The sequence below is a fragment of the Sphingomonas sabuli genome, assembly GCF_014352855.1.
Lineage (GTDB): Bacteria > Pseudomonadota > Alphaproteobacteria > Sphingomonadales > Sphingomonadaceae > Sphingomicrobium > Sphingomicrobium sabuli.
Genome location: NZ_CP060697.1, coordinates 662,685 through 678,227, shown reverse-complemented (window position 1 = coordinate 678,227; position 15,543 = coordinate 662,685). Strand labels below are relative to the sequence as shown.

Genomic DNA, 15,543 nt, shown 5'->3' with positions numbered 1-15,543 from the left:
GCCTACGCGCCGCCGAGGACCGCGCGGAGCATTTCCGCCAGGCGGGCTGCCCGTCGCTCGAGGAGATCGGGCTGGAGCGTCGGGTGCACTTCAACCATCAGGCTTCGTGCGCCCAATGAGCGCGAAACAGGGCAATCGGGTCGCGGCAGGTCGGCGAAAGCCTGTTCCAGATAGATTTCGGAACAGCTGCCCGAGAATAGCCGCAGGCCCTCCGCCTGCGCACAGCCGATAATCGTCGCACGTGCCTCCGCGGCATCGTCGTCGGAGCCGCCTTCGATGTAGAAATAGAGCTTGTAGAAAGCATGCCGCAGGTGCGGGTCGGGCAGGGGGACGCGCAGCCGGGGAATGCCGTCCAGCGCGTCGATCCAGATACGTGCGTTACGCGTTCGCCGGTCGGTCCAGCGGTCGAGCTTGCCAAGCTGAGCCATGCCGATCGCGGCCTGCGGGCCGGTCAGGCGCCAGTTGGTCCCGATGCTGTCGTGAACGTAGCGGAACATGCCCGGAGTGCCGCCGCCCGATGTGGCCTTGTCCAGATCCTTGCCATGGTCCTTGAACGACCAGGCCCAGCGCCATTTGGCTTCGTCCTGGAAGCTGACGTAGCCGCCTTCGCCGCCGGTCGAGATGATCTTGTCCTGACAAAAGGAAAAAGCGGCGGCGTGACCAATGCTGCCGACGCTCTGGCCGCCGATCATGGCCCCATGTGCCTGTGCGCAATCCTCGATGACGACGACGTCGCGGCCATCGACAAGGTCCATCATTCCCTGAATGTCGGCCGGCCAGCCCGCGAGGTGAACGGGAATAATCGCCCGCGTTCGATCCGTAAGGACCCGTGCGATGCTGTTCGGGGTGATGTTGCCGCTGTCGGCATCGACGTCGGCGAAGACCGGCGTTGCGCCGACCAGCGAAGCGGATGATGCCGAGGCCATGAAGGAACGCGGCGACACGACCACTTCGTCACCAGGGCCGACGCCATAGGCCCGGAGCACGATTTCAAGGGCAAGCGAGCCGTTGGCCAATGCCAGCCCGCGGCCGCCGCCGAAGCGCCGCTCGCACGCGGCGACGAAGGCCGTGACATCGGGTCCGGTCCATTGATTGACCTTGCCGGAGCGGAGGACATCGGCGACCGCTGCGATCTCATCTTCCGCGTAAAACGGCCATTGTTCGTCGGTCCGCAGTTCAAGCCCGCGCGACGGCCCGCCTGCGGCCTCGTCGGCCACGGTCACGGTGGCGTTCCTGGACTCGAACGGCGTCAATCGAGCGGACCCGGAGCAGCGATGACCATGGATGGACCTTCAAAAGTGGACGCAATCGAACCCGAATCGGATAGGGACCATGTCATACTTCGCCAAGTGGCGCTATTTTCCGCCAGAATGAGTATGTTGCCACGGCACGGGCTCGACCGTCGCTAGCGGCTTTAGGGGACCAACCATCGCGACACGGTTACGCAAGCTGGCGGATGGAGCGCTTCGGCTCCCTTGGGCAGAGCGCGTCCGGGTTCTTGCAGCCTTTGCCGAACTTGCCCGCGCCAGCCTTGTCCTGCGCATGATGCCTTTTCAGCGAGCGATCGAAAGCGGATCGGTGCCGCTGGAAGGCTCGACAGCGGAGGCGGTAGTGATCGATGACTGGGTCAGGGCGCTGAACCGGGCCAGCTACGGGGCGCCGTGGCGCAACGTGTGCATTCATCGCGGATTGGCTCTGCAGCGTCTGCTGCGCAGCCGCGGCGTGCCCGCGATACTATGTTATGGTGCCAACCCGGCTGACGACGCGCTCAAGGCCCATGTCTGGGTGAAGGTTGGCGACCGGATCGTCATCGGCGCCGAAGAAGCCGGGTCTTACGCGCAGCTTGCCACTTACCCCAGGGACGCCGCCTGAGCCTCCGTGCCGGCGATCCGGCCGCCGTCGAGGCGAATGACCTGGTCGCAGCCGGCGATCATCGACGACCGGTGCGCGATGATGACGACGGTCGTTCCCCGCGCCTGCAGCCCGTCAAGCGCGCCGGCGATCGCACGTTCCGTTTCGTCGTCCAGCGCACTGGTGGCTTCGTCGAGGACCAATAGCGGCGCGTCCTTGTAGATTGCCCGGGCGATCGCCAACCGCTGTCGCTGGCCCCCGGACAGGCGGGCGCCGCGCTCGCCAACATGCGTGGCGTAGCCGGCCGGCAGGCTGTCGATAAAATCGGAAAGCTGCGCCTGTTTTGCGGCCTGGCGCACCCGGTCCGTGTCCGGCTCCGACGACAAGGCAATGTTTTCGGCGATCGTAGCGTCGGCAAGGAAGGGCATCTGCGGGACGTGGCCGATATTTGCGCGCCACGCCCTGCGGTTGGTGTCGTCGAGAGTCGTGCCGTCGATCGTTATCCTTCCACTTCCGGGATCGAGCAGGCCCATCAGCAGGTCGGCTGAGGTGCTTTTGCCGCTGCCGGTGCGCCCCACCAGCGCGACCCGCGCGCCCTTGGGGATGGAAAAGCTCAATCCGGCGACGGCATCCTGGTCCCGGCCGGGAAAACGAAAGCCGACATCGTCGAACGCGATGGCCATCGCGAAGGGCATGGCCGGAAGATTGTCCGTATGGCCCGGCAACGGCAGCCGCAGCGGGCCGAGCAGGTCGTCGATCATTGCGCTATGCGCCGCGACCGAGCTCCAGCCCTGGAACAGCTGCTGAACCAGCGGCAGCAGTCGCTGCGCGCCGAGCGCCAGCGCGCCAAGCAGCGGCAGGGCGGCGATGATGCCGCCGTCGCGTTCCGCCATAACCAGAGCAACGATGGCGATTACGACGACGCCGGCGGATTCAAGGATGTAGCGCGGGATAATGGACACTACGCTGCTGTCGGCCAGCGCATGGGCGAACTGCAGGTCGGCGGCACGGAAGCTGGCCACGACGCGCGCCTGCGAATCGTCGAGGATGATCTCGCGAATGCCGCCGGCGGCCTCCTGGATGATGCGCGTGCGTCGCTCCAGCGCCTCGTCCGCGAGCTGCGAATTGCGGGAGAGGCGGGACCGCGCCGCGGCGCCAATGATCCAGTATGCGACGCCGAGCACCGTCCCCGCAGCAATCGTCGCGAGCGGCGCTAGTTGCAGCAGTACGACAAGCACGGCTGCGATCAGCACCGTCGCGGCGGCGGCGCTCAGCAGTGGCTGCAGGATCAACCCGGTCACCAGCTGCACCTTCTCGATCGCGGCCAGCTGGCGGCTCGAATTCTGACCAGTGTGCCAGATGTAGGGCTGGAACAGGATCCGCCGCTGCACCTCGAGCGACAGTTCGTGCCCGAACAGGTTGGCGAAATATTGCGTTTTGCGAACGAGGAAAATGCGCAGCACCGCGGCGGCGACCGCTGCGCTGCACAGGATTGCGGTGGCAAGGGCCAGCTGTTGCTGTTCAGTCGTCGCTCCAAGCGCCGAAAACACCCGGAAGATCGATGATCCGGCCGCGCTGCCGCCGCTGTTGGCGAGCAGGGCGAGGAATGGCACGACGGCACCGATGGCCGTGACTTCCGCGACGGCGCCGGCCACGGTCAAAGCCGCGACCGTCCACAGCTCCCGCCGCTGTGCCGGCGTGATGATCGCGTGAAGTTGCCTGAGGCTACTCCAGAAACCAGTGACCTTGCCGCCCGCCATGACCCCCATTCCAGAGCGATGGGCTAAGGCAGGCGGCCGTGACTGGCAACCGGCGCGCTCTAGCGGGCTAGAACCTGCGCAACCTGGCGCCTGGCTTCGGAAGTCTTGAACCGGAGCCCCTTGCGCAGGAGCAACTGGGAGAGGTGGATCGTCAGCGTCCCGAGTGGGCGCGCAGTCGGTTCACGCTCGTCGCTAATCTGGCGTAGCGCCATCCTCGCAAGGGCGCGATTTGCAGGATCGGCGCAAAGTTCGGCGCGCAGCCGCTCGGGCAGAGGAAGTCCAAACAGACGACTGGCGACCAGCAGCGCTTGGGCCGGCGCGCGGCCCGCACCCTGGCGAACCGCCAGTCGATAAAGACGCTCGGCCTCCGCGCCGTCAGATCCAATCAATCCGACAAGGTCGGCGACCCATTTGAGCCGGAACCACGCGCTTGAGGCGCCGTGCACGCAAAGATAGGCGAATAGGTCTTCGCGAGCGAGGGTAGGGAGAGAAACACCGGGCAGGACGCCGACCTCCTGCCGCGGCGACGCCATGCCGATCGCGGGAATGAGGTCGGGATGGTCGGTCAACCGCGTGTGCGGCTCAAGCGTGATGCCGGCGCGGTTGCGCCATGGCACGTCCTTGGCATGCCGGTGCATCCGCTCATAAGCGGCGCTGCCTACCTCCATATCGGCCGCGTCGAGAGAATAGCCAAGAGTGGCGAGAATGCCGGCCACGGCTGGCAGGCTGGACGGTTCGACCAGGAAATCGATGTCGGACGACATTTTCACTGTCGCGTCGCCGTAGGCCAATTGCGAAAGTGTCAGACCTTTTACGAACAGGACTGGAACATCGGCATCGTGAAAGGCGGCGAGCAACCGACGGCATTCGTTGGCGGCACGCAGATTGGCTTGCGCGGTCCGCGTGGCGTCGCTGGACAGGTCGGCGACTATTGCGGCAGGGACGGTGGCATGATGACGGTGCAGGGCGCGAGCGGCGAGAGCTTCCACACGGTGGCGCCGGACGACGCGCAGAAATCGCTCCCAATCGATGGCCTGCGTCACCGCGAGATCGCCGGCATCGGTCGCGCCGACGAAGTTGGCCCGGCAGCAATCGATGGCAAGTTGAAGCTCTGGCGTGATCATTCGGGCCTCTGTGTAGCTCAGCCACAGCAGGTTGCGACAGCGGCATGACGGCCGCGCTCGGTGCGCCGGCGCACCGCTACTATCTTTTCGGGCTGACCATCGACAGCGACATCGGGTTGCCCGAACTTGTGCAGGGCGACCCGGATCGCAAAGCCGACGTGCGCGTGTCGAAAGGGCCGATCGACTTTGGGCGTGACCTAGAAGAGGGTGTACACGCGGTCGATGACGGCATGATGCTGGTCGTTCCGGACGTCGCGCGCTTCTTCGTGTCGGGCGGGTCGACGATCCTGGTCGATGCTGAAGCAGAGGTGCCCGCGGAGAACGTTCGCGTCTTCCTGCTGGGTTCGGCATTCGGCTTGCTGCTGCACCAGCGCGGCATTCTACCGCTCCATGCCAACGCCGTTGTCATCGACGGTCATGCTTATGTCTTCATGGCGGAATCTGGCGGCGGCAAGTCGACGCTGGCTGCGTGGTTCCAGGACCAGGGCTATGCATTGCTGACCGACGACGTCGCCGCCATCGGCAGGAATGATGCCGGCAATCCGGTCGTTTTTCCCGGCGTGATGCGGTTGCGCCTTTGGCGTGACGCGCTGGAAGCGAGTGGTCGGGACACCGTGGACTTCCGTCGATCGTTCAAGGGCGAGACGACGTACGAGAAATACGACGTGCCGGTCAGTGAAACCGCAAAGGCCGACCGGGCCTATGCGCTAGGCGGAATATATATTCTCAATCGTGGGGACAGCTTTCGCATCCAGGCCATACACGGCGTCGATGCGGTCCACGCCTTGTTCGAGCACTCCTATCGGGGCGGGTTTGTCTACGATGTGGGCGCCGAGCGCGAGCACTTCTCTGAATGCGTTAGAATTGCGAAAAGTATAATGATTCATGAGGTATTTTTCACCGGCCGCCTGGAAGCTCTCGCCGACGAAGCGCTATCTGTGATAGGGCATCTTTCCGATAAGGATGATTGAAGGTCCGTTCCGGGCTTGGTAAGTACATTCCGTTAGGAGCATGTCATGAACAATAATTATACGGGCGCTCGGCGTATCTGGAAGAAGCCGATGATCCGGACCATCGCCGCTGGAAGCGCCGAAGCGATTGCCAAAACCGTGGTCAGCGATGGCGGCTCGAATAATAATGGGAAGAATTTTTCCTAACCGAATCCGGTACTTAGGTAGCGCTTTTTTGGATCTCAGAAAGGCGCTAGGCGCCGTCGAGTGACGGCGTTCGCGGGTTTCTTCAGTTTCAAAGACGGCATCGACCCCGGGCTGGCCTGCGGGGCGATGTCGAGTCACGCGACTCGACGTGACTTAGTCGGCGATGGCCCTGTCAGCTTCGCTCACATTCCTGACTTTGACGGGTTCGCGGGAACAGCCGTGGTCCCGGAGGCAAATCTCCGCATGGCCGGCGACGCCCGATTGCACAATCGTGCTGAGATTGCGTCGCGGGTTAAGCCGCACTCCTCCAGCCTAGCTAATATGTCGGACCTGCAGCTTCTGCTCCGCGCGTGGCAGAACGACGGTCCGGCATGCCTTGATTATGTGCGCGGCGATTTCGCCTTCGCGCTGTTCGACGGCCGCAGCCGGCGTCTATGGCTGGTGCGAGCGCCCATGTCGGGATGCCAGCTATTCTATAATCAGCGACACGAAGGGATCGGCTTCGCCTCCGACTTGCACATGCTGCTGCGGATGCCGGGACTTGATCGCGAGCTCGATCTTTCGTCGGCCGCGAGGTTCGCTTCTGGCATACCGTTTCCCGACTCCACCACGATGTACCGCGGCGTTTCGCGGCTCAATCACTCGACGATGCTGGAGATTGATGACGACGGGCATAGTCGAGCCACGGTTTTCTGGTCGCCGCGCAGGGTGCGGCCCAGCGGCGTGGAGAGCAGGGATTATGCCGAGCGCTTCGCGACGAGTTTCGAGACCGCTGTTGGACGGCGGTTATCGAAGGGCACGGGCGGCGTTGCTTCGGAACTGAGTTCCGGCCGCGACAGCGGCGCTGTCACGGTTGTCGCTGCCGAACTGTTACAGGCGCAAGGCCTGTCCCTCGACGCTTTCACAGCAGCACCAGAGAGCGGTTTTTCCCGGCTCGCACCGTATGGCAGGATTAGCGACGAAAGCGGCGTGGCGGACAGCGTCGCCGCTCTTCACCCGAACATTCGTCACCACGTCCTGCGACCGAACGGTGATCCATTCGATCTGTTGGACACGGCGCATGCATTGCTCCCCAACCCGATCGGGCATTTGTCGAACTTCCCCTGGAGCCGCGACATCGTTCAGGGTGCGCGTGACGCAGGCGCGCACGTGTTGCTGAACGGCGCGGTTGGAAATTTCACCGTCAGTGCCGGGGGCCGGGCGGCGCTATTGCCGCTATTGCGGGAAGAGGGCGCGTTGCGATGGCTTCGGGCGGCCCTCGCCTCGGCGACCGGACCGCGGGACTTTGCGCGACTGATGCATTCGACGTTTGGCGGGCTGGTCCCGCGATCAGGATATAACTGGCTGATCCGGCTCGTCAGCGCGCGGCCGAGCCAGGCGATGGGACTGGACCTGCTTCGGCCTAAATATCGTGCATCGGTCCAGCAACTGGCCGAAGCGGAGCTGGAGGACCGGCGTCCACCCGCCAATTGGTTCGAGTTGCGCCGCGAGATGCTGATGGCGCAGGATCCCACCAACGCTTTTGGCCGCAGCCATGGCGTCGATACGCGCGATCCGACCGCGGACCGGGACTTTATCGAGACCTGCTTTGCCGCGCCGCCCGAGCTCCTTGTCGGGCGGGGACACGCCAACCCGCTATACGATCGTGTTTTTGCCGCGAAGCTCGGCAGGCAGCCGGGCGATGTTCGACCGCGCGGGTACCAGGCGGCCGACTGGTATAACCAGTTTACGCGTGCGCGGGTGCGGTCCGCCTATCACGAGTGCCGAAATCATCCGGCGGTGATGGAATTGCTGGAAGTCGACCGCCTCGACCGGTTGATCGAGGAGTGGCCTACGCGATGGGACGATTGGTGGCAGGAGATTTTCTACCGCAACACCGTTCTCGGTGCCGTCGGACTGGCTCATTTCGTCAAGACGAATTTCTAGGCTTCGGCTGCGACAAGTCCCTTGGCGGCCATTTCGTCGAGCAGTTCGCGCAGCTCGTGCGCGCACTGTTCTGACTCCACCTCATAATTGGTCAGCAGGTAATCGCGGAGCGCGGCGAAGGTTTGCGGCTGTTCCAGCTGCCTCCAGACGTCGGCCGCGACCGAATTGAGCCCGAAGCAATGGCCAAGTCGGGGTTCGAGCCCGACTAGCTCGTCGCCAACTTCAGCCTCGAGCAGTTCGCTGGTCCGTCGGTAGGTTGTCATGCGCTGTCCTTGCTCAGATTTCCCGGCGTGCCAAGCGCCTGCGGCTTGGGCGCCTCGGCGGTCCACTCGACGTCGTTGCCGGGACCGGACGGTCCCTTTTGAGGATCGACGCGCAGGAATTCCCCGTCCGGGCGGCGCAGCAACGGACATTGAAAGCCCTGCGTGCGCAGCAGCTTTCCCCAATGCTCCATCTTGTCGGTGCCGAAATAGAGCACGAGCATTGTGAAGGGCGGTTCGGATAGGCCTTCCGGCGTCGAGTGGACAAAATGATCGCCGAAGATGATCGCCTCGCCGCGTTTGTAGTCGTAGGTCGCGACGTCGCCGGTGACCTGCTTGTAGGCCAGCCGAGGACCGGACTCTAAACCGCGTACCGGCACCAGCAAAGTGAAGGCCTCGTTGTTGGTCAGCTTCCAGTCGACGTGGAAATTGCTTTCCCTGCAGTCGCTGCGCGTGTGGAGGAAGCCGGTGAAGAAGCGGACCTTTTTGTCGAGGTCGACATAATCGCGAACGTGGCGGGCGACATCCAGCCGGTCGAACGCGGACTCGAATCGTTCGAACGCGCGCTCCGTCCGGGCGGAGATCCAGCGCATGTCGCTATATTTTAGCCACGGCCTTTCGACATGGTAATCGGTACCGGGATCGTCAGCGCCCGCCAGCTCGGCAAACTCACTGGCGATGCCGTCGTCGACCGGCACCGTCATCACGTTGGGCGCGAGCATGTCCTGGTTGATGAAATGTTTCACGGCGACCGCATGATGCCCGCCGCGCGCGTCGGGGGAAAGACCTGCTTGGCCCTAGCGAGCCGATGCGCCCGGAACGGCGGGCCAGCGATGCTGAACGACGGCCTTCAAGGATTCGGAATCGCGACCCTTGAGCCCCTCGTACACCCACAGGTTCCGCATCACCGCCGGGATGTAATAGCGCGTTTCCCAATAGGGGACGCTTTCGATCCACAGGAGCGGGTCGCCTCTGTCGGGGATGGCTGCCCATCGGCCAACCGGCAGCGGCCCCGCATTATAGGAGGCGATGACCTTGGGCAGTTGGCCGCCGGTATAGGACGACGCTCGCATCTTTTCGATGTAGCTTTGCCCGTACTCCATATTCTGGGTCGGGTCGTACAGGGTCGAGGAGGAGTAGCCGAGACCGTTCGACCTGGCGAGCGAAGCGGCAGTTCCCGGCATGACCTGCATCAGCCCCACGGCACCCGCGGGGCTGACGACGCCGGACCGCCAGTTCGATTCCTGGGTGATGTGGGCGAAAGCCAGCGCGGGCTCGACCCGCCAGCCGCCGGCGGGTGCCCAGGCCGGCATCGGATAGCGGTCCGCGGCCGCGACGCGGGCGCCCGACTGACCATTGGTGCCAAGCCAATATTGCGCCCCGGCCAAATGGAGCCGCTTCGCGATTTCCAGGATGGCGCCATGGTCGGCAGGCGACCCGATCTTGGCTTGGTGGCGCAGCATCTGTTCGGCGAGAGCGGTCTCACCGATCCGCGCCAGTTCCACCGCCCGGCGGATGTTGCCGTAATTTTCGACCTGCGCCGTAGAGACGGGCGCACTTCGCGGAAGCCGAGTTTCAGTGCCCAGCGTTTCGCGCGCGATCAGGCCGTAAAAGCTTTCGGGCGATGCCGCGGCGGCCTTGAGCAGCCCCTGAACCGATTGCGGACGGCGGCACATTTGTTCCGCCCGCGCGGCCCAGTAATAGCCGCCGGCCGACAGTTCGCGTTGGACAGCGGTCGACGCCACTTCCTTGAACGCGCGCGACGCGGCGTTGCAATCGTTCATGCGCCACGCGGCAAGGGCGGATACCCACGCCGCCTGCGACCCCCATTCAGGGCCTGCACCCTGGCGCCAGTAATCGGCCACGCGCCGAGCATTGAAGTCGTCGTTGCGGCTGTAATAGGTCCAGGCGACGCGCTGCGCGGCTTCGGCCCGGGCATTGGCGGACAGATATGGCGCCTGCCCCAAAAAGACCGCTTCGGCGTTGGGACCGTCGTTCGCCTTCACATAATCATCCAACTGCGCGCGCAGCGCGTCGGCGAGTGGTTCTCCGCTGACCGGCTTGGCGCGGTACCGGGTCGGGGCCGATCCAAGGCCGATCGTACGCCGCGCCGGAATGATTGACGGCGGGGTGAGCGCACCGCGCGTGACCGCCATGCGCGACAATTGGTCGGCGTTGGGCAGGTCCGGCGCTTCGGCCAACAGCATCTGCAACCGCGGCAAGTCAACGGTGGGTGAATTCCTGGCCGTATACAGTTCCGCCTTGGCAACAGGGGTCAGGACGCTGGGCGGAAGCGCGGAGATGCCGGCCTGTGCCTCCAGCCAGCGGCCGCCACGAATGGCCGCGAAAACCCCGCGCCAGTCACGCGGGACGACGATGGGCGGCGCGACGGGGACGTACGGTTGCGGTTGGCCGATGACGGGATAGGGCGTCGGCGCCACCGGGATCGGCTGCGCCGCAATCGGCGCCGGTCGCGCCTGCGGCAAGGGCGCCAGTGGGTCGGATACGGGCTGGGCCGCCGCTGCAGCTGTCAGCAAGATTGCGGAAATCGTCATTGGCTGTCCTTGGTCAAAAGCAGCAGGTCCTGCCAGGCACGCCCCTTGTCGCCCGTGCGTATGATCAGTTGGCGCGGGTGAAAGGTGGCGACGGCGGGCACGCCTTCGATACGGTGCGTATGGCCGCGAGCGTCGGCCACGGTCTTGTCCAGCAGCGCCACGCACGGCGCATCGCCGAGCAGCAGCAGCCGCTTCGGCTTGACCAGCGCGACGTGTCGGCGCGCGGCCTCGGCGCATTGCGCGACCTGTTGCGGGCTCATCCGGGAAACCGGCGCCAGGAAACAGGCGAGGTTTGCGACATAGGCTTGTCCTGCCATCCCGATGGCCCTGAGCATGGCCTGCAGCAGGTTTTTGGCCTCGCCGCTGAGCGGCGTCCCGCTAGCGATATCCTCGCGCCTTGGCGGTTCGGCCAGGATCATGATTTCGGGTTCGCTATCGCCATGCGGCATAACCGCCTTCGACCGCGGCGCGAACAGCGGCGCGGACGCGTCGTTCGACAGCCAGTGGTGGAACGCCTCAAGCGTGTCCGGAAGTTCGGCCGGCGCGGCAGGCTTCTCCGGGGCGAGCAGGGCAGGGGCGGCCTTATCGTCGGCTAGCCAGTTGCGGGCATCCTCCTGGATGGCGACGTCGACGCCCATCTCCAGCCACCAGCGCAACGCGCTGGCGGCCTCGCGCGCGTCTGCGGCGATGCCCGTTCCCACCATGGCGCGGATTCTCCCCTTCATTGCCGGTGGCGTCAAGCAATTGCGTGCGCCATAGAGAGCCAAACCGACCCGCCAGTGCGCCGAAAAGGAGATCAAGTGAGCGAACGGGAGTCGATGCAATATGACGTGGTGATCGTCGGCGCCGGCCCGGCCGGCCTGTCCGCGGCGATCCGCCTCAAGCAACTGGCCGCCGAAGCCGGCCGCGAGATCGGCGTTTGCGTGCTCGAAAAGGGCGGCGAAGTCGGCGCCCATATCCTGTCCGGCGCGGTGGTCGACCCGCGCGCTCTCGACGAGTTGATCCCGGACTGGAAGGACAAAGGCGCGCCGCTGACCGTGCCGGTGACCGAAAACCATCACTGGGTGCTGACGAAGAAGGGCAAGTGGGGCCTGCCGCACATCGCGATGCCGCCCTTCATGAACAACAAGGGCACCTACACGCTCAGCCTGGGCAATCTGTGCCGCTGGCTTGCCGGACAGGCGGAAGAGCTAGGCGTCGAGATTTTCCCGGGCTTTGCCGCTGCCGAAGTCCTGTTCAACGAGGACGGATCGGTCCGCGGCGTCGCCACCGGCGACATGGGCGTCGCTCGCGATGGCACGCACCGGCCCGATTACCAGCCGGGGATCGAACTGCACGCGCGCTACACCTTTCTCGCCGAAGGCGCGCGCGGTCACCTGACTAAGGAACTGACCCGGATATTCGGCCTGCGCGACAAGAGCGGGCCGCAGCATTACGGCCTGGGCGTCAAGGAATTGTGGGACGTGCCCCCCGAAAAGCACGTGCCGGGCCGGGTCATCCATACCCAGGGCTGGCCGCTCGAAGACGCCTGGGGCGGCGGGTTCCTCTATCATCAGGACAATGGCCAGGTTGCGCTCGGCTTCGTCGTCGCGCTGGATTACGAGAACCCCTTCCTTTCGCCGTTCGAGGAAATGCAGCGGTGGAAGACCCATCCGGCAATTCGCGCCGAGATCGAGGGCGGCCGCCGCGTTTCCTATGGCGCGCGGGTCATCAACGAGGGCGGCTGGCAGGCCGTGCCGCAGCTGGTCTTCCCCGGCGGCGCGCTGATCGGCTGTTCGGCGGGGTTCGTGAACGTGCCGCGGATCAAGGGAACGCACACGGCGATGAAGTCGGCGATGCTGGCTGCCGAAGCCGCGTTCGAAGCGGTCGGCGCGGACCGCCGGGGCGATACGCTGGACGCCTATCCGCAGGCCCTGAACGCAAGCTGGGTGGCGAAGGAGCTGAAGCTGGTACGCAACGCGCAACCGGCCGTGTCCCGATGGGGCGGCTTCATCGGCACGCTTTATTCGGGCTTCGACATGTGGCTGGGCCAACTCGGCCTGTCGCTGCCGTGGACGCTCAAGCACAAGCAGGCGGACAATGAAGACTTGCGGCGCAAGGATCAGGTCCACCCGATCGTCTATCCCAAGCCCGATGGCGTACTGACCTTCGACAGGCTATCTTCGGTCTATCTGTCCAATACGAACCACGAAGAAGACCAGCCGGTTCATCTGACGCTCAAGGACGCGGACATACCGGTGGCGGTGAACCTGGCCCAGTATGGCGGGCCCGAGCAGCGTTACTGTCCCGCCGGCGTTTACGAATTCGTAGAGGAGGGCGGCGCGACGCGCCTGCAAATCAATGCCCAGAATTGCGTCCACTGCAAAACCTGCGACATCAAGGACCCAACCCAGAACATTAACTGGGTGGTCCCGGAAGGCGGCGGAGGGCCGAATTATCCGAACATGTAGCCGCCTTGCCCTGATCGCCGCGGGGCTGACCGTGGCGGCTTCGCCAGCGGCCGCGAGCGTGCGTGGCATTAGCGATCCGGCCAAGGCCTATATCGAGGCGCGCGCCGCATCGATCAGCGGTCGGCCGGCGCAGGCCGCGGAAATCCTCGCGACGCTGGCTGAAGGGTCCGCCAACCCGGATCTTCGCGACCGTGCGGTGTACGAGGCGATGAGTGCGGGCGACATGAAGCTCGCGCTGCGCCTGCTCAAGACGTCACCCAGGCCTGCGGCGTCGTTCAACGCGAAACTGCTGCTGGTTGCCGAGGCTTTGAAGGAGCGGCGCGACGCGGAGGCGATCCGCTTGCTGGGCCCGGACGTCGGCGGGCCCGACCTGTCATTCTGGACGCCGCTGGTCAGGGCGTGGAACGCGGCCGAGCGCAAGGATACGACTGGCGCGCTCACGATCCTGTCGGAAGTGCCGGCCAACAGCGCGCTCAAGTCCTTTGTCGATGAGCAGGCGGCCTTCATGCTGCTGCGCATGGGCCGCCCTTCCGACGCGCCGCCTTATGTCGAGCGGGCGCTCAGCAATGCCGGGCCGCGCGAATACCGGCTGCGGCTGGTGCTGGCGGAGGCCTATCGCTCCGCCGGCGACGAGCAGCACGCCATCGAGCTGATCGACAAGCTGCCGGAGAATGCCGCGCTGTTGCGCCGGTCCTTGCAGCAAGGCAGGTTGAAACCGCTGGCAATCAATAGCAGCGCGACCGCGTTTGCCGATCAGTTGCTGGCGCTGGCGATGGAAATCCGCCGTTCGCCGCGCGCCGCGACGCCGCCGCTGCTGATGGTCCAGGTCGCCCGTTATGCCGCGCCGCAAAACAGCGCGACGACGATTCTCCTCGGCAGCCTGCTGGGTGAAGAGGGCCGCATCGACGACGCGCTGGCCGCTCTCCGATCGGTGCCTGCCGACGATCCGCTCAAGCCCGAAGCAATCGATTCGGAATCGCGGGCATTGCTGGAAGAAGAGCGGCTCGACGAGGCTCTCGCGCTGGCGCAGTCCGCTGTTGCCCGCCCCGGCGCCACCGGAGACGACTTCGCCCGGCTTGGCGACGTGTACGGCGAACTGGAGCGGCATGACGAAGCTGCCGCGGCCTATGCCCAGGCCATCGAGCGTCTGTCGCAGGCCGGCAATTCGCGCCTGTGGCCGCTGCTCCTGCTGCGCGGAAGCGAGCTTGAAAAGGCTGGCCGCTGGCCGGAGTCCAAGGCTGTGCTCAACGCCGCCGTCGCCATGGCGCCGAACGAGCCGTTAATTCTCAACTTTCTTGGCTATTCCAAGCTTGAGCACGGTGAGGACCTGGATGCGGCCGAGGCCTTGGTCCGCAAGGCGAGCGAACTGGCCCCGGACAATGCGTCGATTACCGATTCGCTGGGCTGGGCGCTGTACAAGCGCGGGCGCTATGACGAGGCGATCGACATTCTGCAGTCGGCGGCGATCGCCGATCCGGTGCAAGCCGAGATTCACGAACATCTGGGCGATGCGCTTTATGCCGCGGGCCGCCGTTTCGAAGCGCGCTTCGCGTGGGAGGCAGCGCTTGCCACAGCAGCGGAGGCTGACGTCACGCGCATCCGCAGCAAGATCGCCACCGGGCTGACCCAAGCGACTGCGGCCCGTTGAGCGACGGCGAAGAGACCGCCTTCGCCAAGCTCAACCTGGCGCTGCACGTCCGCGGCAGGCGCGCCGACGGTTTTCATGACATCGAGACGCTGTTTGCCTTCTGCGAGGACGGCGACACGCTGACTGCCGAACCGGCGGACGCGCTATCGCTCTGTGCCACCGGGGAGTTCGCAGAGGCCATCGGTGCGGGCGAAAATCTCGTCACGGCCGCCGCCGAGGCGCTGCGCGAGGCCAGCGGTTCCCAGAGCGGGGCGGCGATCCATTTGCACAAGCGGCTGCCGGTGGCCGGCGGCATCGGCGGCGGTTCCGCCGACGCGGCGGCGGCGTTGCGGCTGTTGAACCGGCTTTGGGGCCTGCATTGGTCGCCGGACCGGTTGGAGCCGATCGCACGCGGGCTTGGCGCGGATGTTCCCGCCTGCCTTCATTCCACGCCCATGCGCGGGGATGGGAAGGGCGACGTGTTGCGGACGCAGGATTCCGGTTTGTCCGGTGCACCCGTGCTGCTGGTCAACCCGCGCGAAAAATTGTCGACTCCGGATGTGTTTGCCCAATGGGACGGGTTGGACCGTGGGGAGCTTGGCGATTGGCGGCACGGCCGCAACGATCTCGAAAGCGCGGCAGCTGTGCTTGCCCCGCAAATCGGCGCGGTGATGGCCTGGTTGTCGGCCCAGCAGGGCGTCGATGTCGTCCGCATGTCGGGTAGCGGCCCGACTTGCTTTGCCCTGTTCGAGACGATCGAGCAGCGCGACCGCGCCGAAACCGGGGTGCCGCGCGAATGGTGGCGCTTGGCAACGCGCCTGCGCTAAGGGCCG

15 protein-coding genes are annotated in these 15,543 nt (G+C 65.2%); 8 read left to right on the top strand and 7 right to left on the bottom strand.

Going from position 1 to position 15,543, the window contains the following annotated elements:
• Positions 1-2: 2 nt before the first annotated feature.
• Entirely contained in the window at positions 3-1,217 is a 1,215-nt protein-coding gene (locus H8M03_RS03430) for a DegT/DnrJ/EryC1/StrS family aminotransferase (protein ID WP_246449044.1), read from the bottom strand.
• A 325-nt stretch (positions 1,218-1,542) separates the two neighbouring features.
• Here H8M03_RS03430 and H8M03_RS03425 point away from each other — a divergent pair, with 325 nt between their 5' ends.
• The gene (locus H8M03_RS03425) at positions 1,543-1,872 is read left to right on the top strand and encodes a lasso peptide biosynthesis B2 protein (RefSeq protein ID WP_246449041.1); all 330 of its coding nucleotides are present in this window, start codon (positions 1,543-1,545) and stop codon (positions 1,870-1,872) included.
• Here the strand turns inward: H8M03_RS03425 and H8M03_RS03420 are convergent.
• Entirely contained in the window at positions 1,851-3,611 is a 1,761-nt protein-coding gene (locus tag H8M03_RS03420) for an ABC transporter ATP-binding protein (RefSeq protein WP_187480359.1), read from the bottom strand. The genes H8M03_RS03425 and H8M03_RS03420 overlap by 22 nt on opposite strands.
• A gap of 59 nt (positions 3,612-3,670) precedes the next feature.
• Positions 3,671-4,600 carry a nucleotidyltransferase family protein gene (locus H8M03_RS03415; RefSeq protein ID WP_246449166.1) on the bottom strand — a complete coding sequence of 310 codons (930 nt, stop codon included), beginning with the start codon at positions 4,598-4,600 and terminating at the stop codon, positions 3,671-3,673.
• On the opposite strand from H8M03_RS03415, the gene H8M03_RS12675 reads away from it, so the two are divergent.
• From H8M03_RS12675 to H8M03_RS03400, 4 genes are read left to right on the top strand one after another with little or no spacing between them, the layout of a single operon-like run.
• The gene (locus tag H8M03_RS12675) at positions 4,562-4,783 is read left to right on the top strand and encodes a hypothetical protein (RefSeq protein WP_246449272.1); all 222 of its coding nucleotides are present in this window, start codon (positions 4,562-4,564) and stop codon (positions 4,781-4,783) included. The two genes, H8M03_RS03415 and H8M03_RS12675, sit on opposite strands and share 39 nt — an antisense overlap.
• Positions 4,780-5,706 carry a hypothetical protein gene (locus H8M03_RS03410; RefSeq protein ID WP_187480357.1) on the top strand — a complete coding sequence of 309 codons (927 nt, stop codon included), beginning with the start codon at positions 4,780-4,782 and terminating at the stop codon, positions 5,704-5,706. The genes H8M03_RS12675 and H8M03_RS03410 overlap by 4 nt, the downstream gene beginning before the upstream one ends.
• Before the next feature lie 45 nt (positions 5,707-5,751).
• Positions 5,752-5,892: a hypothetical protein gene (locus tag H8M03_RS03405; RefSeq protein ID WP_187480356.1), complete on the top strand. Its 141-nt coding sequence runs from the start codon at positions 5,752-5,754 to the stop codon at positions 5,890-5,892.
• A 60-nt stretch (positions 5,893-5,952) separates the two neighbouring features.
• Positions 5,953-7,818 carry an asparagine synthase-related protein gene (locus tag H8M03_RS03400; RefSeq protein ID WP_187480355.1) on the top strand — a complete coding sequence of 622 codons (1,866 nt, stop codon included), beginning with the start codon at positions 5,953-5,955 and terminating at the stop codon, positions 7,816-7,818.
• Here H8M03_RS03400 and H8M03_RS03395 read toward each other — a convergent pair.
• Genes H8M03_RS03395 through H8M03_RS03380 form a run of 4 tightly spaced genes read right to left on the bottom strand, consistent with a single transcriptional unit; the run spans position 7,815 to position 11,358 of the window.
• Positions 7,815-8,081 carry a PqqD family protein gene (locus H8M03_RS03395; RefSeq protein WP_187480354.1) on the bottom strand — a complete coding sequence of 89 codons (267 nt, stop codon included), beginning with the start codon at positions 8,079-8,081 and terminating at the stop codon, positions 7,815-7,817. The genes H8M03_RS03400 and H8M03_RS03395 overlap by 4 nt on opposite strands.
• The gene (locus H8M03_RS03390) at positions 8,078-8,824 is read right to left on the bottom strand and encodes a hypothetical protein (protein ID WP_187480353.1); all 747 of its coding nucleotides are present in this window, start codon (positions 8,822-8,824) and stop codon (positions 8,078-8,080) included. Before H8M03_RS03390 ends, H8M03_RS03395 begins: the two co-directional genes overlap by 4 nt.
• Positions 8,825-8,875: 51 nt before the next feature.
• Positions 8,876-10,633: a lytic transglycosylase domain-containing protein gene (locus H8M03_RS03385; RefSeq protein WP_187480352.1), complete on the bottom strand. Its 1,758-nt coding sequence runs from the start codon at positions 10,631-10,633 to the stop codon at positions 8,876-8,878.
• Positions 10,630-11,358: a uracil-DNA glycosylase gene (locus tag H8M03_RS03380; protein ID WP_187480351.1), complete on the bottom strand. Its 729-nt coding sequence runs from the start codon at positions 11,356-11,358 to the stop codon at positions 10,630-10,632. Before H8M03_RS03380 ends, H8M03_RS03385 begins: the two co-directional genes overlap by 4 nt.
• Before the next feature lie 75 nt (positions 11,359-11,433).
• Between H8M03_RS03380 and H8M03_RS03375 the strand changes: the two genes are divergently transcribed.
• From H8M03_RS03375 to H8M03_RS03365, 3 genes are read left to right on the top strand one after another with little or no spacing between them, the layout of a single operon-like run.
• Positions 11,434-13,083 (top strand): electron transfer flavoprotein-ubiquinone oxidoreductase, encoded by a 1,650-nt coding sequence (locus H8M03_RS03375; RefSeq protein ID WP_187480350.1) that lies wholly within the window; start codon positions 11,434-11,436, stop codon positions 13,081-13,083.
• A 58-nt stretch (positions 13,084-13,141) separates the two neighbouring features.
• Positions 13,142-14,731 (top strand): tetratricopeptide repeat protein, encoded by a 1,590-nt coding sequence (locus tag H8M03_RS03370; RefSeq protein ID WP_187480349.1) that lies wholly within the window; start codon positions 13,142-13,144, stop codon positions 14,729-14,731.
• Positions 14,728-15,537 carry a 4-(cytidine 5'-diphospho)-2-C-methyl-D-erythritol kinase gene (locus tag H8M03_RS03365; RefSeq protein ID WP_187480348.1) on the top strand — a complete coding sequence of 270 codons (810 nt, stop codon included), beginning with the start codon at positions 14,728-14,730 and terminating at the stop codon, positions 15,535-15,537. The genes H8M03_RS03370 and H8M03_RS03365 overlap by 4 nt, the downstream gene beginning before the upstream one ends.
• Positions 15,538-15,543: the final 6 nt, after the last annotated feature.